Origin of the sequence: Qipengyuania sp. RANM35 (assembly GCF_041021145.2) — a bacterium.
Taxonomy (GTDB): Bacteria; Pseudomonadota; Alphaproteobacteria; order Sphingomonadales; family Sphingomonadaceae; genus Qipengyuania; species Qipengyuania soli.
In genome coordinates, this window is the sequence record NZ_CM196433.1 from 1,478,032 (window position 1) to 1,502,150 (window position 24,119).

Here is a 24,119-nt window from a genome sequence, read left to right on the forward strand (position 1 = left end):
CTTTGAGCGGTTTTTAGCTGAAGGTTGAGAGGTTTACTTTTGTTCCCTCAGCACTTCTGCAACCTTGGCATTTATTTGCTGAACGCTGAATGGCTTCGGAATGAAATGCATGTTCTCGATGTCAATTTCATTGCGCAAGGTCTCTTCGGCATAGCCCGACATGAAGAGGATCGGCAGTTTGGGCTTCACCCGCCGGATGGCGCGCGCCATCGCCGGGCCGTCCATTGCAGGCATGACTACGTCAGAGACGATCAGGTCGAAGTCCTCCTTGCCGTTGGCTATGGCGGCAAGACCCTCCTCGCCATCCGAAGCGGTGACAACAGTGTACCCTGCCCGGACAAGCGCGCGTTCGGCGACGGCGCGGACCATGTCCTCGTCTTCAACCAGCAGCAGCTTGCCGCCGGCCGACCAGTCGCTTGCGCGCTGGTCCTCGCTCTCGTCCACGGGCTTGGCCGGAATCGGCATCGCACCCTTGTGGACCGGAAGATAGACGGTGAACCGCGCCCCAGCCGCGCTGCCATCCGCGCCGCGGACATTGTCGGCGAAGATGAAGCCATTCGACTGCTTCACGATACCATAGACGGTCGAGAGGCCTAGGCCGGTGCCCTTGCCCTGCTCCTTGGTGGTGAAGAAGGGTTCGAAGATCTTGTTGAGATGCTCCGACGGGATGCCGCCGCCGGTGTCCTGCACGATCAGCACCGTGTAGTCGTCGGCGGGCATGATATCGACGCCCATCTTGCGCACGTCGCGCGCCGAAACGCGCCTTGTTGCGAGCGTCAGCCTGCCCTTCCAGTCCTGCTTGCCGGTCTTGGCCGCATGGGCCTGCATGGCGTCGCGGGCATTGACCGCGAGATTGACGATGACCTGCTCGAGCTGCTGCGGATCGGCGCGGACCGGCCCGAGCTCGCGGTCGTGGCGCACGACGAACTCGATCTTCTCGCCCATCAGGCGCTTCAGGAGTTGGCTGACTTCGCTGACCACGTCGGGAAGCTGGAGGACCACCGGGCGCAGGGTTTGCTGGCGGCTGAAGGCCAGCAGTTGCCGCGTCAGAGAAGCCGCACGATTGGAGTTGGCGCGGATCTGCTGGATGTCGTCGTAGTCGCTGTCGCCCGGCGTGTGGCGCAGGAGCATCAGGTCGCAATAGCCGATGATGGCGGTGAGCACGTTGTTGAAGTCATGTGCAACGCCGCCCGCCAGCTGACCCACGGCCTGCATCTTGGTGGCCTGCGCGACCTGGCGGCGCAGGCGCTTCTCTTCGGTGGAGTCGGTGATCGACAACAGGACCGCCGCATCGCCAAGGCCGCGCACGCCGGCGAGCCCGATCGAAACCGGTTCCTCGGCATTGCTGGCGAGACGCACCGCCATGTCCCCGCTCGAGGTCGCGCCTTTGGCGAAGCGGCGCACGGTATCCGACATCGCTGCCTTGTCTTCGCGCACGACGAGGTCCGAGGGGAACTGGGGAAGCCCCTCGCCTTCCTTCTCAACTGCCCGCAGGAATGCCTTGTTCGCGAACAGGAAACGGCCGTCGCGATCGGTCAGTGCAAGCCCGAGGGGGAGTGCCGACAGGAGCGCTTCGAGTTGGGGAATCGCGGCCTTGCCGCTGCCCTCGCCGCCGCCGCCGATCCCGACGGTGCTGTCGACTAGCAGCATCAGCGAAGGGGCCTGGTCCGCCTCGCTGACCCGCGGCGCGTTGGGCAGGTCGAGCGGAACGTGAACGAGCGTCTGGGGCGAACCCTGCTGGCCCTCGCGCGCGAAGAAGATGCGGTCGCGGTCATCCGAACGCAGGAGCTGCACGAACTCCATCCCGACGAGCGAATTGTCGCTGCTGCCCGTCGCCCTTTCGGCAAGCCCGGAGGTGGCGGCCTGAACGATCCCGTCCGGCGCAACCAGCGCAAGCTCGAGCCCCGCGCGCGACATGACATCGCCGAACGGTCCCATCACGCGTTCGCTCAGGCCGTCATAACTGCGTTCCTGGACGATTTCGGCGAAGCGCCAGACGAGGTAGTCCTCGGCCCTGCCCGCACGATCGATGGCAAGGCTGAAGCGGCGGTCGCCCTCTTCGCTTGCGAGCAGTTCGACTAGCGCCGAACCGTCGCGCCAGGCCTCGCGCGCGGCCGCCATCATCGCGGCGCGGCCATCTTCGGCAAAGGGCAGCTCGAGGGGTGAGACGGCCTTGTCGAACCAGGCTTCGAAAGTCTCGTTGGCACAGGTCAGGCGGTTCGCCCGGTCGGTGATGGCGATGCCGCGACGGCGGTTCTCGATCGCAGCCGCAGTGACCGACCAGTCGGGCAGCGTCGATTCCTGTTCGACCGGCGCGGAGCGGAGGCGGGCCACGAGAAGCAGGGTCAGCAGGACTGCGACAAGGGCGCCGCCATATGCAACCGCAACGACCGTCTCCTGCCCGATCAGCCACACCAGCGAAATCGAGACCAGGCACGCGGCGAAGATGCCGAGTGTCAGCGGCAGCGGCGGCAGGCGCCCGATGGGATTTTCTTCCTTGGCGATCACTCGGCGCCCTCGGCAAGCCGCTGGTCGAGGCGCTCGGTCATCTTGCGCAACCGGCGACTGCGTTTGCGTGCGACGACGAAACGCCAGATGAACCCGGAAACGAGGTAGCCGATGGCAGCACCGACGATCGACAGGACGATGAAGCCGAAGATCGTGACCAGCACCGTCACACCGACCCCTTCGAACATGCCGACGAACCAAGCCCAGCGGCCGCTCGCGATCTCGCTTTGCGCCGCACCGCCGGTGACGCCGGCATCGACCTTCAGAATAAACTCGCCGACCTTGTTGGCGACCACGGCCCAGAAGGGGAAAGTGAAGGGATTGGTGATGAAGGTCACCAATGCCGCAAGCGGTACGTTCGCACGCGCAGGCAGGGCCATGAAAGCGGCGAGGAATATCTGCCCGACCGGCACGATGAACCCGGCAAAGATGCCGAGGGCCACGCCGCGCGGCACCGAGCGGCGGGTGAAACGCCACAGCTCCGGCGACAGGAACCGGTGCGCGATAGGCCGGAGATACTTGTTCTCCGCCATTTCCTCGCGCGTCGGCATCCGCTTGCGGAACCAGTCCGACAGTGCCGTCTTCGATTGTGGCTTGCTCATTGACACGGTCCCGAAATGCGCTGCCCCACTGGCAAGTGCAAGGGCCGCGCGAAAGCGAAGTGCGATGAATTCACCGTTGTGCTCGACAGAGGCTGTCTGGGTCAGCCGCGCTCGCGCATCAGGCGGGCCTTGTCGCGCTGCCAGTCGCGATCCTTGGTGGCCTGTCGCTTGTCGTGCGCCTGCTTGCCCTTGGCCAGGGCCAGTTCGACCTTGGCCCGTCCGGTGGAGTTGAAATAGACCGACAACGGCACGAGGGTCATGCCCTTGCGCTCGACCGCGCCGAACAGCTTCTCGATCTCGCGCGCATGGAGCAGCAGCTTGCGCGGTCGCCGCGGTTCGTGGTTGAGGCGATTGCCGTGCGAATATTCGGGAATGTTGGCGTTCACCAGCCAGACCTGCCCGTCGCGGACCTCGGCATAGCTTTCCTTGATGCTCGCCTCACCCGCGCGCAGCGCTTTCACCTCGGTGCCCTGCAGCGCAAGGCCCGCTTCGAACGTGTCCTCGATCGTATAGTCGAAGCGCACCTTGCGGTTGTCGGCGACGATCTTCTGCTTGTCGAAGGTTGCGGGTTTCGGGCGTGCCATGATGCGGCGCCATGTAGGCAAGGTCGCGGCGCAGCGAAAGGGCTTGTGAAGCCTTTCTCTTCGGTCAATGCTCCGATCGGGGAGACAGGCGATGATTATCGGCAAGACGGACCGGCGCAGCATTCTGGCGGGGCTGGCAGCATTCCCGCTGATATCCGCAACGGGAGGCATGACCGCGGCGTTGCGCGAGCCGATAACCGTGTTCGAAGCCCGCCGGATCGTGACCATGTCGCAATCCATGCCAAGGTCGCGTTTCATGGCCGTGGCCGGAGGGATGATCCTGGGACTTGGCGAGTCCCTCGATGCCCTCGCCCCCTGGACCGGCGGTCGCCAGTTTTCGCTCGACCGCAGGTTTGCCGACAAGGTCATCTTCCCGGGACTTGTCGATCCGCATATCCACCCGATGCAGGCCGCAATCATGCTGGGCATGCCGTTCCTGGCACCCGACGACTGGACACTTCCATCGGGCAAGTGGCCCGGCATCCAGTCGCAGGAGGCCTTCCGCTCGCGCCTCGCCCAGGTCGTTGCCTCGAACCCGTTCAATCCCTTGATCGTCTGGGGGCATCACGAGCTTTTCCATGGTCCCATCGGGCGCGCCGAGCTGGATGCAATCGCGCCCGATCGGCCTTTGCTGGTCTGGCAGCGAAGCTTCCACGACATCTACGCCAATAGCGCCGCACTCGAGTGGATGGGGCTCTCCGACCCCGCCGCGTTCGCCACAGCACTGAGCGCGGCAGGTGCCCAGCCCGAGCATGGCGACATTGCGCGCGGGATGTTTTCGGAGACGGCGTTGCAGGTCGCGCTGGCCAAATTGCGCCCGGTGATCCTCGCGCCGCAAACGCTCCAGCAGGGTTTTGCCGGACTGATCCAGATGATGCATGAGCGCGGTGTCACCACCACCAGCGATCTTGCGACAGGTATTTTTGCTCGCTTCGATACCGAAGCCGGCCTCATTGCCCGCGCATTCTCGACCGGCAATCCAGCTGCGCGGGTGAACCTCATGCCCATCGCCGCAGAGATCGATGCGGTCGAGGATATCGAGGCATGGATGAAGGATCGCACGGCGAAGTTCGTCAGCGATAATGTCAGCCTGAAGCGCCGCGTGAAATTGTTCGCCGATGGCGCCTTCTTCGCCCAGAATATGCAGATGGCCGCGCCGGGCTACTCGGACGGTCACCTGGGCAAGTGGCTGACCGAACCGGACAAGCTTCACGACCAGATGCAGCGATACTGGCAGGCGGGTTTCGCGCTGCACATCCACGTCAACGGGGACGAAGGGGCCGAGGTCGTTCTCGACGGCCTGGGCAAGCTCTCGCCGCGCCCGGCGCAGGACATCGTCGTCGAGCACCTAGGCTATTGCACCGAGGAGCAGGTTGCCCGGATTGCCCGGCTCGGGGCCATGGTGTCCGCCCAGCCCAACTACATCCGCGTCCTTGGCGGTGCCTATGCCAAGCGCGGCTTCGGCCCCGACCGGGCAGCACTGATGAACCGCCTTGGATCGGTTGAACGCGCGGGGATCCCGCTGGGCCTGCACAGCGATTTCAACATGGCACCCATCGATCCGTTCTATCTCGCATGGATTGCCCAGACACGCATGGGGATCGACGATGTCGCCCGCGCCCCGCAAGAGCGCCTGTCACGCGAAAAGGCCCTGCGCGCTATCACCATCGAAGCGGCGCGCGTGATCGGCATGGATGGCGAGATCGGTTCGCTTGCAGCGGGCAAGAAAGCCGATTTCGTCGTGCTGGATCACGATCCCTTCGAGATCGAGACGGCGGCGATGAAGGATCTGCCGATCCGGGCGACCGTCTTTGAGGGTCGCGTCTGACCGGTTTACATCAGGCCCGCGTGGACCAGCGCCTCGTCGACCGCCTTTCGACTGGACTCGCTGGCGTTGACCAACGGCAATCGCACATCGCAGGAAAACCAGTCGTGGACCCGGCTGAGCGCATATTTTGCCGGTGCCGGGCTGGCGTCCGAGAACATCGCATAATGCAGCGGAAACAGCTTGTCGTTCAGCTCACGAGCCTTGACGAGATCGTTGGCTGCAATGGCGGCGTGGAACTCGGCACACAGCGCGGGTGCAACATTAGCGGTGACCGAGATACAGCCTGATCCACCCGCAGCTGAATGCGGCAGCCACAGCTCGTCATTGCCCGACAGCTGGCAGAAGTCATGGCCGATACCCATCCGGTGGTCGGCGACGCGCGACAGGTCTCCGCTGGCATCCTTGATGGCAACGATGCGCTTGGGGTACTTGGTAACCAGTTCGACCACCGTTTCGTCGAGAATGTCGGTGACCGTGCGCGCGGGCACATTGTAGAGCACCATCGGCAGGTCGCTGTTTTCGGCGAGGAAGCTGAAATGGGCGATCAGACCCGCCTGGCTCGGGCGATTGTAATAGGGCGCAACCAGAAGGCCTGCGGCAGCCCCCGCCTTCTTGGAGAAATTCATGTGCAGGAGCGCGTTGTTGGTATCGTTCGAACCGCAACCCGCGATCACCGGCACGCGACCGGCAGCTTGCTCGATGCAAACTTCGATGACCCGGTGATGCTCCGCATTCGACAGGGTCGAGGCTTCACCGGTGGTGCCGCAGGCGACCAGCGCGCTGCTGCCGTTTTCGATTTGCCAGTCGACCAGCTTGCGAAAAGCGGCCTCGTCAAACGATCCGTCGCGAAAAGGAGTCGCCAGAGCCGGAATCGAGCCTGAGAACATTTGCGGAAGTCCTGCGTTACCTGCATGAATGGTCGGACGAATTCGCGCGACCGGGAAATTTCATTCAGCGCCTGATAAGGAGCCGGGGGGCATTATGTCCAGCATGGGACTAAAGACAGCATTTTCTTTCGTATTGCTCGGCGGCGCCGCGCTCGCCTTCCCCTCTGTCGCCCACGCCGAAGACCCGGATTCCTGGGACAATGCCCGCAATAACCTCGTCGCCCAGAGCAGCGGCCGGATGGCCGGAGCGATTTCGCGCTGGGAATACCTTGTCGGCCAGCAAAACCTGTCGTTCAACGAGTATGCCGGCTTCATCACGACATATCCCGGGTTTCCGCGCCAGGAACTTCTCCAGACGCGTGCCGAGGCCGCGCTCGATCGTGACGCCGTGACGCCGGAGGCGCTCGTCGCCTTCTTCGACCGCAACCCCCCGATCTCCAACGGCGCGAAGGCACGTTATGCCTTGGCTCTTGCGAGCTTGAAGCGCCCCGAGGCCTTCGACATTGCGCGCGCCGCCTGGCGTGGGGGCACGATGAGCAGCCCTGCCGAAGCCTACATGCAGGGCCTGTTCGGTGCGCGTTTCACGCCCGATGACCAGGCCGCACGCATGGACGCCCTGTTGTGGCAGGGCGACAAGGAGGCTGCGGCCCGACAAATCGTCAATTTGCCTGCATCCGAGAGGCAAATGTCGATGGCGCGGCTCTCGCTGTTGCAGGGCAGCCTGCCGCAGGACATCGGCCTGACGGTCCCGGGCAACGCGCAGAGCGATCCCGGATACGTCTACAATCTCGCACGCCATTACCGCTCTTCAGGTCAGATGCCTATGGCGGTGAGTACGCTCGCCAACCGACCTGCCTTCACCAGCCTTGCTCATGATCCTGAGGATTTCATCGGCGAGGCTCTCCGCGTTGCCAAGTCCGCCGGTTCCGATCCTGCCGCGCGCATCGCAGCGCGGGTCGACGACCTGTTTGCGCCCGATGCGGACGTCAGCAAGATGTCGTTCCGGCTGCGTGACGACTACACTTCGTTGATGTGGCTCGGCGGGACGAGCGCACTCTGGAATCTTGGCGATGGCAAACGCGCTGCGCCGCTTTTCTATCGCTATGGCGCGGCAGCGCAGACGGCCCAGACCCGGTCGAAGGGTTTCTACTGGGCCGGTCGCGCTTCGAAACGTGCCGGCGACATGGCCGAGGCCAACCGCTATTTCGAAATGGCCGCGGCCTATCCCGACAGGTTCTACGGCCATCTCGCGCTCGAGGAGCTCGGTCGCCCCTTCCCCAACCTGGCGAAGGCCGGGGTTGCCTTGCCGACCCCCGAACAGCGCGCGGAATTCAACCGCATGCCGCTCGTCGCGGCCGTGCGCGAAGTCGCCCGCGGGGCACCGTGGCGCACGGGCATCTGGTTCTATCGCGAACTCGCCTCGCAGGCAGATACGCCAGAGGAACATGCTCTCATTGCCGAACTCGCCCGCGATATCGGCAGGCGGGACCTTGCGGTGATCCTTGCCGATGCGGCGGGGGGCAACGGGCATGACCAGTTTATCGTCCAGGGCTTCCCCACGCTCCAGCTGCCGCAGGGAGCGGACTTCACCCTGGTCCATGCCATTGCGCGGCAGGAAAGCCAGTTCGCCCAGAACGCGATCAGCCACGCAGGCGCCCGCGGGCTCATGCAGCTCATGCCGGGCACGGCGCGCGAGGAAGCTGGCAAGGCAGGCATGAACTACATGTCCGCCTCCCTCACAGACGACCCCGCCTACAACATCACGCTGGGCAACAATTACATCCAGCGCATGGTCTCGTACTACAACGGCAGTTACCCGCTCGCTATAGCGGCCTACAATGCGGGCCCCGGCAACGTGAACAAGTGGCTGCGTGCGAACGGCGATCCGCGCACCGGGTCGATCAGCTGGATCGAATGGATCGAGAAGATCCCGATCTACGAGACCAAGAACTACGTCCAGCGCGTGGTCGAGAACGCTTCGATGTACGAGACGCTCTATCCCGAGCGCACGCCGTACAAGCGTGCGCGTTCGGTGAGTGACTTCCTGCGCTGACCTCGGCTAGGGGCGGCAGCATGTCCGCGCCGACAAACCCCATAACGCCCGCCGGTTATGCCGCCATGAAGGCACGCTACGATCATCTCCTGGGAAAGGAACGCCCGGAGATCGTCGAGATCGTCAGCTGGGCGGCGGGCAATGGCGACCGCAGCGAGAACGGCGATTATCTCTATGGTCGCAAGCGCATGCGGGAGATCGACCGCGAACTCGCTTACCTTGCCCGCAGGATGAAGGCGGCGCGCGTCATCGAACCGGGTGAGCAACCCGACAAGAACCGTGCCTTCTTCGGTGCAACTGTCACCCTCGCCGACGAGGACGACAACGAGAAGGTGGTCACCCTCGTCGGAGATGACGAGCAGGATGCCGGTATCGGTCGCATCGGGTGGTCCTCCCCCCTCGCCCGCGCGCTGAAAGGTGCCGCGGTCGGGGATTTGCGCAGCGTGCGGCTTCCCGGCGGGCACAAGGAATGGGAAGTGATCGCCATCGACTATGCGTAAGACGATTGCCCTTGCCCTGATATGCCTCGCAGCGCCACTGGCAGCGAAGGATAGCCTCGGCGTTTTTTCGGACTGGGGCGCGTTTCGCGACCCTTCTGTTCCACGCTGCTATGCGATCGCCGTTGCAACCGATAGCAAGGCGAAGCGCGAGTTCGAGCCTTTCGCCTCGGTAGGAACCTGGCCTCGCCGCAAGCTTCGCGGGCAAGTCCACTTTCGCCTATCCCGCCAGATCGCCGACAAGGCTGCCGTAAGTCTCATTTTGGGCCGGAAAAGTTTTCGCCTGACGGGCGGCGGGGCCGATGCCTGGGCGGAGGACCGGACCATGGACGCAGCCATCCTTGCCGGAATGCGCTCGTCCCCGCGGATGAAGATCAGGTCGACCGATCGCAGCGGCCGTCGGTTCACCGACAACTATTCATTGGCCGGCGCGGCAAGCGCGATCGACGCCGCGACGCTCGGCTGCGCCCGCCTCAAATAGAAAACGGGCCGGAAGCGACGTGCGCTCCCGGCCCGATTTCCTGATCCGCCCGATTAGAAGCGGACGCCTACGCCGGCCATGATCTGGTGGCGGTCGAGATCAACGTCGAAGCGGTTGCTGTCGGGAACGCTGCCGCTGAAGTCGACTTCGCCCTTCTGATAGTTCGAATAACGATACTCGACATTGATGAAGGTGCTCGGATTGATGGCATATTCAACGCCCGCACCTGCGCGCCAGCCGTCGAGATCGAGGTCCTGGTTGAACTCGGTCGTGCCATCGTTCGAAAGCAGGTTGAGCTTCATGTTGGTGTAGCCGCCCTTGGCATAGACCAGCAGGTCCGGTGCAGCCTTCACGCCAGCACGCACGCCGAGGAAGAGATCACGTCCGGCATCGACGCGGCCGTAGCCGAAGCCTTCCCAGTCGCCATCGGCGAATTCGGTCTCCGCCGTGCTCTTGGTGAGCTCGGCTTCGACGCCGATCACGGCGTTGCCGATATCGAAGTCGTAGCCAACGTTGGCGCCGTAGACGAAGCCTTCGATCGACTGGTCGTTGTCGACAGTGCTGTCGTCATCGATGCTGCTGCCGGCCGAAAGCATGTCGTAGCCGGCAACGCCCTGTGCGCGAAAGCCGTCGAACTGGCTGTCGGTGCTTTGGGCAAAGGCAGGGGTCGAAATGGCCGCGATCGAGGCGGCGGCGAGGAAGGCGGTTGCCTTGTTCATGGTATTGCTCCGTTTATGGTTCCGCGGGCCGTCCGGCACCGCGTGGACCTTCAGAACGGGGCATCGATGCGGTTGGTTTCCTGAACAGGGCACAACATAAAATCGTTGTTTTTTAGACACATCTGATGCGATGAGTGGTTCAGTTCGGGCGACGAATTGACGCGAACCCGAAAACGTCGATGAACCGTTGACCGGGCTGGTCGAATCCCGGGAACTTCACCGAAAGCCGGTCATTCACGCGCGCCCGCACGCCCGTGCTTTCTTTTATGGCGCCCTGCCACTATATGCGCGCTTCCCATGGCCGATACGCACCTCATGAGCATCCCCGGGCAGGTGGACCCGGTTCCCGTCGCGCGTGACATCACGCCGCGCGCCGACGGTCGCATTGACCTGCTTGGTCTGCCGAAGGAGCGGATCCGGGAATTGTTCGAGACCGCCGGGTTGGAACCGAAGCAGGCAAAGCTGCGCGCCAAGCAGGTATACCACTGGCTCTACCATCGCGGCGTCACCGATTTCGAGGCGATGACCGATATCGCCAAGACCATGCGCCCCTGGCTGGCCGAGCGCTTCGTCGTCGGTCGTCCCATTGTGATCGAGGCCCAGCACTCGGTCGACGGCACGCGCAAATGGCTGCTCCAGACCGATGACGGCCACGATTTCGAAATGGTGTTCATCCCCGATGCCGATCGCGGCACGCTGTGCGTGTCGAGCCAGGTGGGCTGCACGCTCAACTGCCGGTTCTGCCACACGGGCACGATGAAGCTGGTGCGCAACCTGACGCCCGGCGAGATCGTCGGGCAGGTCATGCTGGCGCGCGACGCCCTGGGCGAATGGCCCAAGGGCAAGATGGATTTTGCCGATGATGCGGACGAGGCGGAGTACACCGCCGACGGGCGCCTGCTGACCAACATCGTCATGATGGGCATGGGCGAGCCGCTGTACAATTTCGACAATGTCCGCGACGCGCTGCGCCTCGTGATGGACGGCGACGGACTGGCTTTGTCCAAGCGTCGCATCACGCTTTCCACCAGCGGCGTCGTGCCGATGATGGAAAAGTGTGGCGAGGAAATCGGCGTCAATCTTGCCGTCTCGCTCCACGCGGTGACCAAGGAAATCCGCGACGAGATCGTCCCGATCAACAAGAAATACGGCATCGAGGAACTGCTGCAGGCCTGCGCCGACTATCCCGGCGCCAGCAATGCCCGTCGCATCACTTTCGAATACGTGATGCTCAAGGACAAGAATGACAGCGACGAACACGCGCGCGAACTCGTGCGCCTGATCAAGCAGTACAAGTTGCCCGCCAAGGTCAATTTGATCCCGTTCAACCCGTGGCCCGGCGCGCCTTATGAATGCTCGACGCCCGAGCGGGTGAAGCGTTTCTCCGAGATCATCTTCGAGCACGGGATCAGCGCGCCTGTCCGCACCCCGCGCGGTCGCGACATCGATGCCGCCTGCGGCCAGCTGAAGACCGCCGCCGAGAAGAAGAGCCGAGCCCAGCGCGATCGCGAGGCTGCCGAGGCTGCCGCTTCCTGATGACCGACGAGGCGACGCTCGCTTGGTACGAACGCGAGGCGCCTGACTACACAGCTCGCGGGCCGCAAGGCCGCAGCCACCATCTGGATGGATTTCTCGCACGTCTCGCTCCAGGCTCGGAAATCCTCGAGCTGGGTTGTGGAGGCGGCCGCGACGCCGCGCATATGCTGGGCTGCGGTTTCATCGTGGATGCTACCGACGGCACGGCGGCCATGGTCAGCAAGGCCAGGGACCTGCGCGCAGTGCCGGCACGCCAGATGCGTTTCGACGAGTTGGCAGTGGAGGCTGCGTATGACGCCGTCTGGGCGCATGCGAGCCTGCTCCACCTTCCCCGCGCCGCCCTTCCGGGGGTCCTCGTCGCCATCCACCGGGCGCTCCGCCCCAATGGTCTCCATTTCGCCAATTACAAGCTGTGCGACGAAGCGCATCCCGATGAAGGGCGTGACCTGTTGGGCCGCTGGACCAACCTGCCATCGCCCGAGTGGCTTGAAGACGCATATCGGAACGCCGGATTCACGTTCGTCGAACGCGAGCGTTATCCCGGGAGCGGGCGTGACGGGACGCAGCGCGACTGGCTCGCCCTGACGGTGCAGCGCATCGTTTGAGAACGCTCGTCGGACAGGCCTTTCCTACATTTCAGACCTGTGCTGAAAGATTGTCATTGCGCGCATCCGATCGTCGAAAACCTCGGATTTCCGCCAGTTTGGCGAGGGAGAGATATTAATATGCTGGACCGTGTTCCATGTGTTCCATCCTGTAGGACCCTGATTTCGGAATGAGTGCCAGACTCCTCGCCCTTTGCACCGGCACGCCGAGCCCGCTGCCTGACGGCAAGCTGAGTGCGATCGACAAGCAGGAACGCACGGGTCAAATTCGCATCGGTCGTATGGGCCTCGACGGCGACGCGCAGGTGGACCGCAAGCATCACGGCGGCGAGCATATGGCAGTGCACCACTATCCGGCGGACCACTACGGCTATTGGCGCACCGAGCTACCCGCGGTGGCGAGGCTTGGAACTCCGGGCGCCTTCGGTGAGAACCTGCATGTGGCGGGCCTCACGGAGAGCGACATCCTCATCGGCGATCGCTTCAGGGTCGGCAGCGCGCTGCTGGAAGTCAGCATGGGCCGCCAGCCCTGCAGCACCCTCGCCCGCCACTTCGAGCAACCCGACATGGTGAAGCGCATCGTCGCGAACGGTCGTTGCGGGTGGTATTATCGGGTGCTCGAGGGAGGTGAGGCTGAGGCGGGCGATATCTTCGAGCGGGTCGAAAGTGGCGCGCCGGAGTGGACTGTCGAACGGGCGTTTGCCTTGTTGTTCGAGCCGAAACGGGTGCCCGACCGCGCGGAAATTGAAGAATTCATTGCGCTCCCGGCCCTCGGCCCCGTTTGGCGCAAGAAAGCGGAGGCGAAGTTCGCCTGAAGGCGTCCATTCGTCCCGCCAGATGCCTCGTTTTATCGCTAATTTGGAGTTAAGCGCGCTTGTTCATCCGCGGTTCTGCAGCCTCGCGCATTGTGGGTTCAAGGAACCGACACATCGCAGATGAGGTAGAACGATGAAGAAGATCGCACTCGCATTCGCCGCCGGCACCATGGCCCTTACCGGCCTCGCCACCGCAACCCCGGCCGCCGCCGACCCGCCACCATGGACCCCCGCGCACGGCAAGCGTGCCAAGGACCGCGCCATGTACGACAGCCGCGGCTACTACGTCACGCCGCGCCGCATCAGCCGGGACGACTACATGTGGCGCGGACGCGATGGCCGCTACTACTGCCGCCGCGACAATGGCACCACCGGTCTGGTGATCGGCGCTGGCGTCGGTGCCCTTGCAGGCCATGAGCTTGCGGGTCGTGGCGACAAGACGCTCGGCGCCATTCTCGGTGGCGCAGTCGGTGCCATCGTCGGTCGCGAAATCGACCGTGGCAGCCTGAGCTGCCGCTAACGACGAGGGTCCAGGGCCCTTCGGATCGCAAGAGCGCGCCGCCACCGAAAGCCGGTAGCGGCGCGCTTTCTTTTGGCGACGCCTCGGCTATGGTTCGCGCATGAGCAGCGACAGGCCGAGCGTTCTGGTTACCGGAGGGGCGCACCGTCTCGGCAAGGCCATTGTCCAGCGTTTCGCAGCCGCGGGTTGGCACGTCGTCATCCACTACGGCCGCTCCCGGCACGCCGCGGAGGCGCTCGCCGAAACTCTAGCCCATGCCGAAACGGTCGGTTGCGATCTGGCCGACGGCGACGCGGCAGTCGCCATGATCGCATCGCTGACCGGGCGCATTCCGGACTGGCGGGCTTTCATCAATTGCGCCGCAATATTCGAGTTCGACAATGTAACCGAACTCGACCCTGCCACGAACGAGCGGGCAATGCAGGTCAATGCCCGTACCCCCGCACGAATGGCCCAGGCCTATCTTGCTGGAGCACAGGCTCGCTTGGGGAGGCGCGTAATCCATGTCACCGACCAGAAGATCGCCAACCCCAACCCCGACTTCTTCAGCTACACCATGAGCAAGCATGCCCTTGCGGCCACAGTGCCAATGCTGGCGATGGGAGCGTGCCGTCCCGAGGATCGGGTCTATGCCCTCGCCCCCGGTGCCATCCTCGCCAGCCACGACCAGCGCGAGGAAGAGACCGAACTTTCCCACCGGATGAACCTGCTTGCCCGCAAGACGGCAAAGGAAGAAGTCGCCGACGCGGCACTGTTCCTGGCCGAGGGCAGCCTTAAGAGCGGACAGACACTTTATCTCGACAGCGGCCAGCACCTGCTGCGCCAGCCCCGCGACGTGATCTATCTCGCGCGTGAGGGAGCTGCTTCATGAAGCGGCATTCGCTCAGCACGCGCCTGTGGCATTGGCTCAATGCCCTATGCGTCGTCGTCCTCTTCATGTCCGGCCTGACCATTTCCAACGCCCATCGGCACCTGTATTGGGGCGACTGGGGTTTCGATGCCCGGCAAGCGTGGTTCGACGTGCCGCGTTTTCCCGACTGGATGACCATCCCCGGCCACTACAGCCTGGCCGTGGCGCGTGACTGGCATATCCTCATGGCCTGGCCTTTCGCCTTGGGCCTGCTGTTCATGTGGGTCGCCATGCTCGTGAGCAGGCACTTCGTGCGCGACATCGCCACCGCCCGCAGCGAATGGCGTCCGCAAGCCATCCTCGATGACATAGTCCAGCACCTGAAGCTCGATTTCAGCCATGCCGGAGGCAAGTACAACTTCCTCCAGAAGCTCGCTTACGGGGCGGTTCTCGGCATTTTCCTGCCCATGATGATCTTCACCGGCATTTCTATCAGCCCCGGAATGGGCCCGGCGTTCGGCTGGCTCATCAACCTGTTCGGAGGTCGCCAGTCGGCACGGAGCCTGCACTTCATCTTCGCCTTCGCCACTTGCGGTTTCTTCTTCGTCCATATCGCGCTGGTCGTCCTTTCAGGGCCGATCCACCAGATCAGGGACATGCTCACCGGAGGACGCATCGATGAAGCGTAGGAGTGTCCTCGCCGGCCTCGGTGCGCTCTGGGTTGCCGGCTGCAACAAGGTGGCGGAAACCGATACGGGGGCAAAGCTTCTTTCCGCTGCGGAGAAGTGGCATCGGGGTGCACACCGCCTGCTGATCGACCGCAAGGCGCTCGCACCCGAGTATCCGCGCAGCGCCGTGTCCCCGTTCTTCCGCGGGAATGGCTCGACCGATCCGCAGAACGGCGAATATCCGCGCCATGCTGCCAATGGCTTTCGTGACTGGCGGCTCGAGATCCGCGGACTGGTGGAAACGCCGCTCAGCCTGTCGCTCGACAATGTCCGCAAGCTTCCCCAGCGCACGCAGGTAACGCGCCACGATTGTGTCGAGGGCTGGAGCGCGATCGGCGAATGGACCGGACCGCTGCTCTCCCTGTTGCTGGAAGCCGCAAAGTTGAAGCCGGAGGCCCGCTTCATCGTCTTCCACTGTGCCGACGAATACAAGGGCACGAGCTATTACGAGAGCATTGACCTGGTCGATGCTTTCCATCCGCAAACGATCGTTGCCCACCAGCTCAATGGTGAACCACTGCCAGTCCGAAACGGTGCGCCGTTTCGCATGCGGATCGAACGACAACTCGGCTACAAGCAGGCGAAATACCTCACCGCAATCGAAGCTGTCGCGAGCCTCGAAGGCATCGGCGAGGGGCAAGGCGGGTTCTGGGAAGACCGGTCCGGCTACCAATGGTACGCCGGAATCTAGGGCCTATTCAGGGAAGGAGTCGCAGGACCGCTTCCATGCCAGCCGGATCATCTCCTCGAGCACTTCGAGATCGATGTCGTCGAGCTTGTTCACATAGAGGCAGGCCTTGCCCATCGAATGTTTGCCCAGTTTCGCGAGCAACGGGGCGAAAGCCGCCGCTTCGGTTTCGTCCCCGCAACGCAGGACATAGAGCGAATGCTTGGCCTTGCGCGGGCTGAAGCCCTGACGGCACATGGTCCCTCCATGCCCGCTTTCATACCGGTACTGGTAGGATCCGTATCCGATGATGCTTGGCCCCCACATCTGGGGTTTCTCGCCTGTCGCATCGCGGAAAATCTGATCGAGCACCTGGGCCTCCTCGCGCTTGCGCTCCGGCCCTACCTGCGAGATGAAGTCAGCAGGTTCGATCCTTGTGACGACAGTCTTGGCTTCGGCCATCGATTACAGCTCCGGCAGGTGAAAGGATTGCGAGCATAGCATGAGCAAGCGCCTCGTTGCCCGGTTTCTTGAATCGACGGTGCGCGAAGGCACCCTTTCAGTGCGCTTTGCTGACGGGGACGAGCGCACATTCGGCAAGTCATCAGATGGTTTTCCCGATATCGCCATTGCCTTCACCGATGCCAAGGTGCCGCGTGACATCCTGCTCGATCCCCGCATCGGTGCGGGTGAGGCATTCATGGACGGTCGCCTCGTAATCGAGCGCGGCGGGATCATGGATCTGGTCCAATTGCTGCGGTCGAACAAGCCGTGGGAGCGCGGCGGGGTTCTTCGCGCGCCGAGATTGGCTCAGCGCCTCAAAAACCGCGCGGCATTCGCAATTGAGTCGGTCAACAACAGGATCGGATCGCGCCGCAACGTTTCGCACCACTACGATATCGGCAACGCCCTCTACCGCCTCATGCTCGATCCCGAGCACATGCAGTATTCCTGTGCCTACTGGCCAGAAGGTGTGACCACACTATGCGAAGCACAGGAGGCCAAGCTTGCGCATATTGCCGCAAAGCTTGCGCTTGCCGACGGGCAGAACGTGCTCGACATTGGCTGCGGATGGGGCGGGATGGCGATCTATCTCGCGAGCAAGTTCGACGTGCGTGTCACCGGTATCACGCTCTCGCAGGAGCAGCTCGCCCTCGCTCGGGAACGCGCCGTGTCGGCGGGCGTCGCCGATCGCGTCACATTCGATCTGGTCGACTATCGCGACGTCCCGGCGCGGGGACAGCGCTTCGACCGGATCGTGTCGGTCGGCATGTTCGAGCATGTCGGGCGACCGCAGTTCGAGACATTCTTCCGCTGTTGCGCGAACCTGCTCGCCGACGATGGCGTGATGTTACTCCACACGATCGGGCGCTTCGGAGGACCGGGGACGACCGATGCCTTTACCCGCAAGTACATCTTCCCGGGCGGCTACATCCCGGCACTGTCCGAAACCTTGGCCGCCAGCGAGAAGAGCCGCCTGATCCACTCCGACATAGAGACATTGCGCCTGCACTACGCCCGGACGCTGCGCGCCTGGTACGCCAATTGCGAGGCCAACCGCGACGCCATCCTCGCCATGTACGACGAGCGTTTCTATCGCATGTGGACCTTCTACCTCGCCGGGGCGACAGCAGCTTTCGAATGGGGCTCGATGGGGAACTACCAGATCCAGTACGTGCGTAGCCGCCATGCCATCCCGCTCACACGCGATTACATTGCGGGTGCAGAAGCGAGCCTCCGGCCCATATAGCTGGCCGAGCCCGCCGCGCCTGTTTGCGGACGGATCAGGTAGTGAGCGCCGCGGGAAGGTGCGGTCTGTTCCTAGTCCAGCTTGGTCCAGACCTCGCTGTCACACATGGACTTGCCCATGGCGCACCCCTTGATCTTGATACTCTTCGCATCATGGGTGACGGTGCCATTGAAGGTCATGAAGCCCGGCATGCCGGGGTGCTTCATCTTCTTGCCAAACCAGGCCTCGCCCTGCGGTGACATGCCGTGGCACATCTCGAAGTCCTTCTTCTTGCCCTCGGTAATCCGGCAATAGAGCTTGTCTTCGGCCACCCAGACGTGAACCTTGTCACCGTTCTTGCGCTGGTAGTTGCCAGTGGGATCGCCAGCCACCGCCGGAGCAGCCACGCCCATTGCCAGGACCGCAAAAGCGATCCCCTTCGAAATTTTCCCCATCACCCTCTCCTTATTAGAATATGCGAATATTAGCATATATGCGGAGGGAGTCGATAGCCGCGCTTGCCTTGCCCCTGCCCCTTCTCCATTGCCGCGCCCGCCCGCCCCTGCTAGCCGCGCGCTCGTCAAAGCCAAGGTAGCCCAATGTCCGATATCAAACGCGTCGTCCTCGCCTATTCCGGTGGCCTCGATACCTCCGTCATCGCCAAGTGGCTGAGCGTGGAGCGAGGTCTCGAAGTCGTGACCTTCACCGCCGACCTCGGTCAGGGCGAAGAGATCGAACCGGCGCGCGCCAAGGCCAAGGCCATGGGCATTCCTGACAATCACATCTTCATCGAGGACCTGCGCGAGGAGTTCGTGCGCGATTTCGTCTTCCCGATGATGCGCGCCAACGCCCGCTATGAAGGCGACTACCTCCTTGGCACGTCGATCGCCCGCCCGCTGATTTCCAAGCGCCTCGTCGAGATCGCGCACGAGACCGGTGCCGATGCCATCGCCCATGGCGCAACCGGCAAAGGCAACGACCAGGTACGCTTCGAGCTGTCGGCCTATGCGCTCGATCCAAATATTCGCGTGATCGCCCCGTGGCGCGAGTGGAACCTCACCAGCCGCACCGCCCTCATCGCCTGGGCTGAAGCGCACCAGATCGCCGTTCCCAAGGACAAGCGTGGCGAGAGTCCGTTCTCAACCGACGCGAACCTCCTCCACACCTCGTCGGAGGGCAAGGTCCTCGAGGACCCGTGGGAGGAGACGCCCGACTACGTCTATTCGCGCACCGATCACCCTGAGAGCGCGCCCGACACGCCCGAATACATCACGATCGATTTCGAAAAGGGTGACGGCGTTGCCCTGAATGGCGAGGCGATGAGCCCGGCGACCCTGCTGACGGCTCTCAACGAGCTCGGCCGCAAGCACGGCATCGGCCGTCTCGATCTCGTCGAAAACCGCTTCGTCGGCATGAAGAGCCGCGGGATGTACGAGACACCCGGCGGCGAGATCTATGCCCGCGCCCATCGCGGGATCGAGCAGATCACCCTCGACCGCGGGGCGGCGCATCTCAAGGACGAGCTCATGCCCAAGTATGCCGAGCTCATCTACAACGGTTTTTGGTTCAGCCCGGAGCGCGAGATGCTGCAGGCGGCGATCGACCTCAGCCAGGAAAAGGTCAGCGGGACCGTCCGGCTGAAGTTGTACAAAGGTCTGGCGAGCGTCGTCGGCCGCAAATCGCCCAATTCGCTCTATTCGGAAGCGCACGTGACCTTCGAGGATGACGCCGGCGCATACGACCAGAAGGACGCCGAAGGCTTCATCAAGCTGAACGCGCTCCGCTTGCGCCTGCTTGCCAAGCGCGACAGGTAATTGCGCTGCAACATGGGTTGTGCATCGCAATATTGCGCCTGCAGCATTGCATTTGGATTATTTTTGCGATGAACCGTTGAGTTATCCACCCCCCTCCACAGGGAAAAGCGGGGAAAGTGGAAAACTATACTCTTGCGCGATTGCAGAATCGGTCCGCGAGGAGCAGCTTTAACTCATCGGAACGGCGAGGAAGCCAACCGAACCGGAAGATCTAACGATCTGAAAGTTAGGAAGAATTCCAGACCGGAAAGACGTGACGGAAGCTGTCCGCACGGATCAAGAGACCCTCGTGGCGAAGGCTTCGGCCGGAGACAAGGCGGGTCGATGACGGAACCGTGAAGTCATTCCAGCACGAGCATGGCCAACCCGGCCGGACGCCGATGGAGGTGTCGCAGGAAGGTCTTCGGACCAGAGAGTGACGCAACCGCTCGAGGCTTCGGCCAATACGGAAGGTCTTGCTGCGGAGCCGCCTGTTGAAGGCCGGCCTGGGACAGAAGCGAGGGTCTTCGGACCTGGCGCACTTGACCGGGTAGACTGGAGGGTGGAGCCGGATGCCGGTGCGAGCGCCGGTGACAGAACCGGAAGACGGATCTTCGGATGCGACGGACGGGGAAACATCGGATGCCAAGTTCCTGCCTCTTCGGAGACAAGACCACGCATCGGTGAGAGTGGGGTCGGCAGCAATGCCGGCCCCATTTGCTATGCGGGAAGCAAGTTTCCGTACGGCCACATATCGCATGGCAAAGCCTTACTTGCTGCCGGCAATGTGAAAGCGCTGCGGCCTCCAACCACTCGTATCGCGACTCGGTAGCACCCCCAAGATACTGTAGGAAAACGGATCGCCGTTCCCCGAACCACGACGAACTGTGGCGCAAATGGGGCAGGAACCCCTCCTGTTAAGGACTCCCGGGACCCCCTCCGGTATAGCCGCCGGAACCGAACGGGAGGTCCAGATCATGGCCAAACGCGCGATACGCACGCTGCTTTTCATTGCTGCAACGGCCTTGCCGACAACCGCGGGCCACTCGGCCGACCGCGATGGCGTGGCGGCGGCTGTCGCGGCCGATGTCGCCTTTGCGTCCAGCTTCGCCCAGTTCGAAACGCTGCCCCCTGCCCCCGTGGCCACCTCCGGTGCGGTCGACATCGACAGCATCGAGCCGGTCACCGAAACCGCCGGCACCCCGCTCGGCAGCGGCACCGCATCCTTTTACGGCCGCGCATTCGACGGTCGGCGCACCGCCAGTGGCGAAGTCTTCCGCATGAACGAGATGACCGCTGCGCACCGCACCCTGCCCTTCGGTTCGCGCGTGCGGGTTACCAACCCGTCGAACGGCAAGTCGGTGGTGGTCCGCATCAACGATCGCGGCCCCTTCCACGGCGGTCGCGTGATCGACGTGAGCCGCGCCGCCGCCACCGAGCTGGGCCTGGTCGCCCGCGGCCACGGCACGGTCGAACTCGCGCTGGTCGACTAGGGCGTCGACCGAGCGCAGCGCGGGCTGACAGGCACGCGGGGCTTGTGTAGCCTCGCCCCATGTACATCCCCCTGCCCTTCCTGTTCCTCGGCGGCGTGCTGCTGCTCGTCTTCGTCCTCGCGGCCCGCAGGCGCGGCGGCGGCGACATGATCGAGCGCCAGCGGCGCAGCACCCCCGTCAGCCCCGCCGAAGCGCACAAGGCGCTCGCCGATCCCGATGTGGCCGCGGCACTGGCGGCGGGGCGCAAGATCGAGGCGATCAAGCTGGTGCGCAAGCGGACCGGCCTCGGCCTCAAGGAAGCCAAGGACCTGGTCGAAAGGCCCTAACTCCCCTCATCCTCCTCGCAATAGTCGTGGAGGATCGAGTCGAGCATTTCCGGCTCGTCGGTGACCAGCCACCATTCGTGCCCGCCGGCCTCGAAGGCCTCGAGCTGGAAGCCCTCGATCGCGTCGGCGCATTCCTCCCAGTCCTCGCCCCGCTTCCCGGCCAGTTCGCGGGCGAGTTCGTCGGGCGTGTCCGCAAGGTCGGGCCGCGCCTCCTCCATCCGCGCCACGCGGTTCGGGTACCACTGGCAATCGTCCGGCCCCAGATCGGCATGGGGAATGTCGCAATCGCCCCCGCAATCCCTACAGGATGGAACAGGTGGAACACGGTCCTGGCGTTTTTCCCCCCTCTCCGCGTGAGGGCAGGCGGCAGGGGCAGGATCGGACAGTTCCTCGCCGCGCGCCAGCCCCTCGATCTGCCCGTCGAGCAGCGCAAGCGCGGCCTGGACCTCGGGCCGCTCGGCCATGCGGTCGAGCCGGACGAGATGCGCGAGCAGCAGGCGGCTGTCATAGCGGCGGCGCCGCGCGACCTCCTCGCCGTGGTAGAACACCGCCTCCTCCACCCCGTTCAGGGCCCGGTCGGCGAGCACTTCCTCGGCATGGTCTCGCGCCGCGAGCAGCGCCGCATCCCACGCCCGCGCAAGGGCCACAGAGCGCCGCCGCGCGCGATAGGCTGTCTGCGCCGAAACCCGCGCCGCGCGGCAGGCGAGCCGGACATTGCCATTGAGCTGGAGGCTCTCGAGAAACTCCCCCTGCGCGCGCGGAGTGAAGATGGTGTGGGGGGCAGTGGTTACGGTGACGAGGGCGTTCATGGTTCACCTCATGGAGTGGAGTGAACCGGGTTAGTTATGCGGGGATTGGGGTGTAGGACAGGGCTACTCTCAGTCCTTATACCGAATTTTTTGCCTCGCGATTTCGCCTTCCGGATCGGTGATAAAGTTGAGAAGGTCTTCTAGAATTATTACTTCGAAGTCAGGTTGTGACCCACCGGAGTCAGGAAAGGCTTGATGAGTGGCCCCAAATGACAATCGAGCGCCGCCTTCATCTCCGACAAGTAGAGAATTCAAATAATATTTTTCCCTCCACTGTTTCTCAGCTTTCCAACAAACGACCAGATTTATGTGGCTTGGATATTTAACTTCACTTGCAAACTCTCGAACAAGTGCATCCAAGTCAAATTTATATTCAAGAACTCTTGGCTCTGACAAATATGGAAATCCCAAACTCGAGTCTACTCCCAAAAGGTTATTCGCTTTCGAGAACTTTGCCCTGTCCTCATCTGTATAATTCAACTGAAATAGGGAATCGTATCGATCATGCTGAGACGTAGCAAAAAACTCATAGCCATACAGCGCTCCTCGTCCGATTAGTTCATGGAATAGCGCAATCACATCTTGTTCTTGCTGTGGTTTAGAAAGGATGGCTATTTTGCCTCCCTCAAAGCTTAAACTTAGCCCACTTTTGTTGCGATACTCTTCCTGGGCCTTCTTCCACTCATGCAAGTCTCGGTCAGGCGCGCCACCGGTTGCGCCGGTGTCAGGCTTCAAGTGTTGGAGGTAACGCTTGAAAATCGTCACGCATCTTACCGCAATCTTGTCAGCCAACTCCTTAAGTTCAGGCTGGAAGACTTTTCGGCCCATATCAGGGCTACCATCTGTGAAGTGCGCGACTACATGGGTATTTGCTTGGTAACCGATTGTGCTTGTGAGGGGAATTATCGAGAGGTCACCCTGCACCATAAAGTCGGATGCCATTTGTAAGCCACCATGGATAATCCGTTGCCCCTTGCGAAGCTTTAGCTCGTCGTCGTTGAATGTTGCCCACATCTTCGCTGAGCGGAGGAATGCAGCGTAGATCACGACATTATGGCGTTCGATCAAAGACCGATCTTCATCGTCGAGTGCGGAAGCGAACCAGCCTTCAGCGTCCACCAGGTTTTGTTTGTCGTAGATTTCCCAAAGGCAGTCTAATCGCTTGAATTCACTTCCGAGCTTTGCAAAGCGTTGCTCCGCACTGCCCTGAATTTTCTGGAGAGAAGCCTCGACATCTTTGACGGTGGCAACTTTAATGTCCTCCATCTCATGAGGGTAAAAGTATTCTGGCTGCTCGGCCTCATGAATGGATTCCGATCCATCCAGATCGACTACCTTAAGCCAAACCCTGGGAAAGAATTTCGAGGAATGGAGATACACACCTCCCAGCGGACTCTTGATACGAAGTACATCGTACCACTGCTTTGCATTTCTAGCACCTTGCCAGCTTAGATCTCGCGGACGTTCACCTGAAAGTCCGCTAAGAATCACCTCCACCGCAGTCCCCGTCTCCCCTGGAGATAACTCAGGAACGCGGAAGTCTTCCGCCTCAAATGCAGGCCTGGGGATGGTGCCGCCGTGATCTTGGGCCCACTGCCTCCCGTTCCGAAGGATCGCCGCAATGTCGCCGCCCTTAGATCTTGTGTGAGTTCTTAATACTGAAAATCCGTAGGCAAGAAAAGTTGCGCCGACGCCCTTCTGTCCGCGATTACCCTTTGGATCCTTGAAGCTCACGTTCGGTTTCAAGAAAAACCGAAATTCATCCATCGACATGCCGGTCCCGTTGTCGACCACACGAACGGACTCGTTCTTGATATCGATCGTGATCCAAAGCTTGGGCTTATAACTGTTATCATCAAGCAAGCGTTGCTTAGACTCCATAGCGTCGAGTGAGTTTTGAATGGTCTCCGCGAAAAGATCATAATAGCCGGTATAAGATTTCAGAATGTTCTGTACTATTCGGCGGTTGGCATCGTTCAAAAGTGCCTCATTCTCAGTGGCTCCATAGTCCGTCGCCAACGGATCGAACCCGTCGATCGAAAACACTTCTTCACCCATCTGAACTCCCCGCTTTTCTGCAAGATCGCAA

Annotated in this window: 24 protein-coding genes; 15 read left to right on the forward strand and 9 right to left on the reverse strand. The window is 62.4% G+C overall.

All coding sequences use genetic code 11. The annotated features are described in order from the left end of the window. Positions 1-33 precede the first annotated feature (33 nt). The 3 genes from RAM60_RS07380 to smpB all read right to left on the reverse strand — a co-directional run bounded on the left by RAM60_RS07380 (position 34) and on the right by smpB (position 3,694). The gene (locus RAM60_RS07380) at positions 34-2,508 is read right to left on the reverse strand and encodes a hybrid sensor histidine kinase/response regulator (protein WP_369027306.1); all 2,475 of its coding nucleotides are present in this window, start codon (positions 2,506-2,508) and stop codon (positions 34-36) included. Further along, complete coding sequence (locus RAM60_RS07385) at positions 2,505-3,110, reverse strand: DUF2062 domain-containing protein (RefSeq protein WP_369027305.1); 606 nt, start codon at positions 3,108-3,110, stop codon at positions 2,505-2,507. Before RAM60_RS07385 ends, RAM60_RS07380 begins: the two co-directional genes overlap by 4 nt. 101 nt (positions 3,111-3,211) lie before the next feature. Continuing rightward, positions 3,212-3,694, reverse strand: coding sequence for an SsrA-binding protein SmpB (smpB, locus tag RAM60_RS07390; RefSeq protein ID WP_200980758.1), 483 nt, complete (start codon positions 3,692-3,694; stop codon positions 3,212-3,214). A 91-nt stretch (positions 3,695-3,785) separates the two neighbouring features. Here smpB and RAM60_RS07395 point away from each other — a divergent pair, with 91 nt between their 5' ends. Beyond that, a complete protein-coding gene (locus RAM60_RS07395; RefSeq protein ID WP_369027303.1) occupies positions 3,786-5,522 on the forward strand; it encodes an amidohydrolase in 1,737 nt (578 codons plus the stop codon). 5 nt (positions 5,523-5,527) lie between these two features. Here the strand turns inward: RAM60_RS07395 and dapA are convergent, their stop codons facing one another. Further along, positions 5,528-6,409: a 4-hydroxy-tetrahydrodipicolinate synthase gene (gene dapA, locus RAM60_RS07400; protein ID WP_369027302.1), complete on the reverse strand. Its 882-nt coding sequence runs from the start codon at positions 6,407-6,409 to the stop codon at positions 5,528-5,530. 103 nt (positions 6,410-6,512) lie between these two features. Here dapA and RAM60_RS07405 point away from each other — a divergent pair, with 103 nt between their 5' ends. The 3 genes from RAM60_RS07405 to RAM60_RS07415 are packed head-to-tail and all read left to right on the forward strand — an operon-like array spanning position 6,513 to position 9,440. Beyond that, positions 6,513-8,462: a lytic transglycosylase domain-containing protein gene (locus RAM60_RS07405; RefSeq protein ID WP_510639514.1), complete on the forward strand. Its 1,950-nt coding sequence runs from the start codon at positions 6,513-6,515 to the stop codon at positions 8,460-8,462. Positions 8,463-8,482: 20 nt separating this feature from the next. Beyond that, complete coding sequence (gene greB / locus RAM60_RS07410; RefSeq protein ID WP_369027300.1) at positions 8,483-8,962, forward strand: transcription elongation factor GreB; 480 nt, start codon at positions 8,483-8,485, stop codon at positions 8,960-8,962. Then, the gene (locus RAM60_RS07415; RefSeq protein WP_369027299.1) at positions 8,955-9,440 is read left to right on the forward strand and encodes a hypothetical protein; all 486 of its coding nucleotides are present in this window, start codon (positions 8,955-8,957) and stop codon (positions 9,438-9,440) included. Before greB ends, RAM60_RS07415 begins: the two co-directional genes overlap by 8 nt. A 53-nt stretch (positions 9,441-9,493) precedes the next feature. Here the strand turns inward: RAM60_RS07415 and RAM60_RS07420 are convergent, their stop codons facing one another. Beyond that, positions 9,494-10,159: an outer membrane protein gene (locus RAM60_RS07420; protein ID WP_369027298.1), complete on the reverse strand. Its 666-nt coding sequence runs from the start codon at positions 10,157-10,159 to the stop codon at positions 9,494-9,496. Positions 10,160-10,456: 297 nt separating this feature from the next. On the opposite strand from RAM60_RS07420, the gene rlmN reads away from it, so the two are divergent. The 7 genes from rlmN to RAM60_RS07455 all read left to right on the forward strand — a co-directional run bounded on the left by rlmN (position 10,457) and on the right by RAM60_RS07455 (position 15,904). Further along, complete coding sequence (gene rlmN, locus RAM60_RS07425; protein WP_369027297.1) at positions 10,457-11,695, forward strand: dual-specificity RNA methyltransferase RlmN; 1,239 nt, start codon at positions 10,457-10,459, stop codon at positions 11,693-11,695. Next, positions 11,695-12,300: a class I SAM-dependent methyltransferase gene (locus RAM60_RS07430; RefSeq protein WP_369027296.1), complete on the forward strand. Its 606-nt coding sequence runs from the start codon at positions 11,695-11,697 to the stop codon at positions 12,298-12,300. Before rlmN ends, RAM60_RS07430 begins: the two co-directional genes overlap by 1 nt. Positions 12,301-12,470: 170 nt before the next feature. After that, the gene (locus RAM60_RS07435) at positions 12,471-13,115 is read left to right on the forward strand and encodes an MOSC domain-containing protein (RefSeq protein WP_369027295.1); all 645 of its coding nucleotides are present in this window, start codon (positions 12,471-12,473) and stop codon (positions 13,113-13,115) included. Positions 13,116-13,248: 133 nt separating this feature from the next. Continuing rightward, entirely contained in the window at positions 13,249-13,635 is a 387-nt protein-coding gene (locus RAM60_RS07440) for a glycine zipper 2TM domain-containing protein (RefSeq protein ID WP_369027294.1), read from the forward strand. Between the two features lie 100 nt (positions 13,636-13,735). Next, on the forward strand, positions 13,736-14,506 hold the full coding sequence (locus tag RAM60_RS07445) for an SDR family oxidoreductase (protein ID WP_369027293.1): 771 nt from the start codon (positions 13,736-13,738) through the stop codon (positions 14,504-14,506). Beyond that, on the forward strand, positions 14,503-15,174 hold the full coding sequence (locus RAM60_RS07450) for a cytochrome b/b6 domain-containing protein (RefSeq protein ID WP_369027292.1): 672 nt from the start codon (positions 14,503-14,505) through the stop codon (positions 15,172-15,174). Before RAM60_RS07445 ends, RAM60_RS07450 begins: the two co-directional genes overlap by 4 nt. Then, positions 15,164-15,904: a molybdopterin-dependent oxidoreductase gene (locus RAM60_RS07455; RefSeq protein WP_369027291.1), complete on the forward strand. Its 741-nt coding sequence runs from the start codon at positions 15,164-15,166 to the stop codon at positions 15,902-15,904. Before RAM60_RS07450 ends, RAM60_RS07455 begins: the two co-directional genes overlap by 11 nt. A gap of 3 nt (positions 15,905-15,907) precedes the next feature. On the opposite strand, the gene RAM60_RS07460 is transcribed toward RAM60_RS07455, so the two are convergent. Further along, positions 15,908-16,342 (reverse strand): DUF1801 domain-containing protein, encoded by a 435-nt coding sequence (locus RAM60_RS07460; protein WP_369027290.1) that lies wholly within the window; start codon positions 16,340-16,342, stop codon positions 15,908-15,910. Between the two features lie 40 nt (positions 16,343-16,382). Between RAM60_RS07460 and RAM60_RS07465 the strand changes: the two genes are divergently transcribed. Beyond that, a complete protein-coding gene (locus tag RAM60_RS07465) occupies positions 16,383-17,630 on the forward strand; it encodes a class I SAM-dependent methyltransferase (RefSeq protein ID WP_369027289.1) in 1,248 nt (415 codons plus the stop codon). Between the two features lie 71 nt (positions 17,631-17,701). Here the strand turns inward: RAM60_RS07465 and RAM60_RS07470 are convergent, their stop codons facing one another. Next, positions 17,702-18,064, reverse strand: a complete 363-nt coding sequence (locus tag RAM60_RS07470; protein ID WP_369027288.1) for a DUF2147 domain-containing protein — start codon at positions 18,062-18,064, stop codon at positions 17,702-17,704. A 144-nt stretch (positions 18,065-18,208) separates the two neighbouring features. On the opposite strand from RAM60_RS07470, the gene RAM60_RS07475 reads away from it, so the two are divergent. From RAM60_RS07475 to RAM60_RS07485, 3 genes are all read left to right on the forward strand, one after another. Further along, entirely contained in the window at positions 18,209-19,423 is a 1,215-nt protein-coding gene (locus RAM60_RS07475; RefSeq protein WP_369027287.1) for an argininosuccinate synthase, read from the forward strand. A gap of 956 nt (positions 19,424-20,379) precedes the next feature. Beyond that, positions 20,380-20,895, forward strand: coding sequence for a septal ring lytic transglycosylase RlpA family protein (locus tag RAM60_RS07480; protein ID WP_369027286.1), 516 nt, complete (start codon positions 20,380-20,382; stop codon positions 20,893-20,895). Positions 20,896-20,954: 59 nt separating this feature from the next. Further along, positions 20,955-21,221: a ribosomal protein L7/L12 gene (locus RAM60_RS07485; protein ID WP_369027285.1), complete on the forward strand. Its 267-nt coding sequence runs from the start codon at positions 20,955-20,957 to the stop codon at positions 21,219-21,221. On the opposite strand, the gene RAM60_RS07490 is transcribed toward RAM60_RS07485, so the two are convergent. Together RAM60_RS07490 and RAM60_RS07495 are read right to left on the reverse strand one after the other, a co-directional pair. Continuing rightward, entirely contained in the window at positions 21,218-22,030 is an 813-nt protein-coding gene (locus tag RAM60_RS07490) for a hypothetical protein (protein WP_369027284.1), read from the reverse strand. The genes RAM60_RS07485 and RAM60_RS07490 overlap by 4 nt on opposite strands. Before the next feature lie 69 nt (positions 22,031-22,099). Continuing rightward, positions 22,100-24,088: an ATP-binding protein gene (locus tag RAM60_RS07495; protein WP_369027283.1), complete on the reverse strand. Its 1,989-nt coding sequence runs from the start codon at positions 24,086-24,088 to the stop codon at positions 22,100-22,102. Positions 24,089-24,119: the final 31 nt, after the last annotated feature.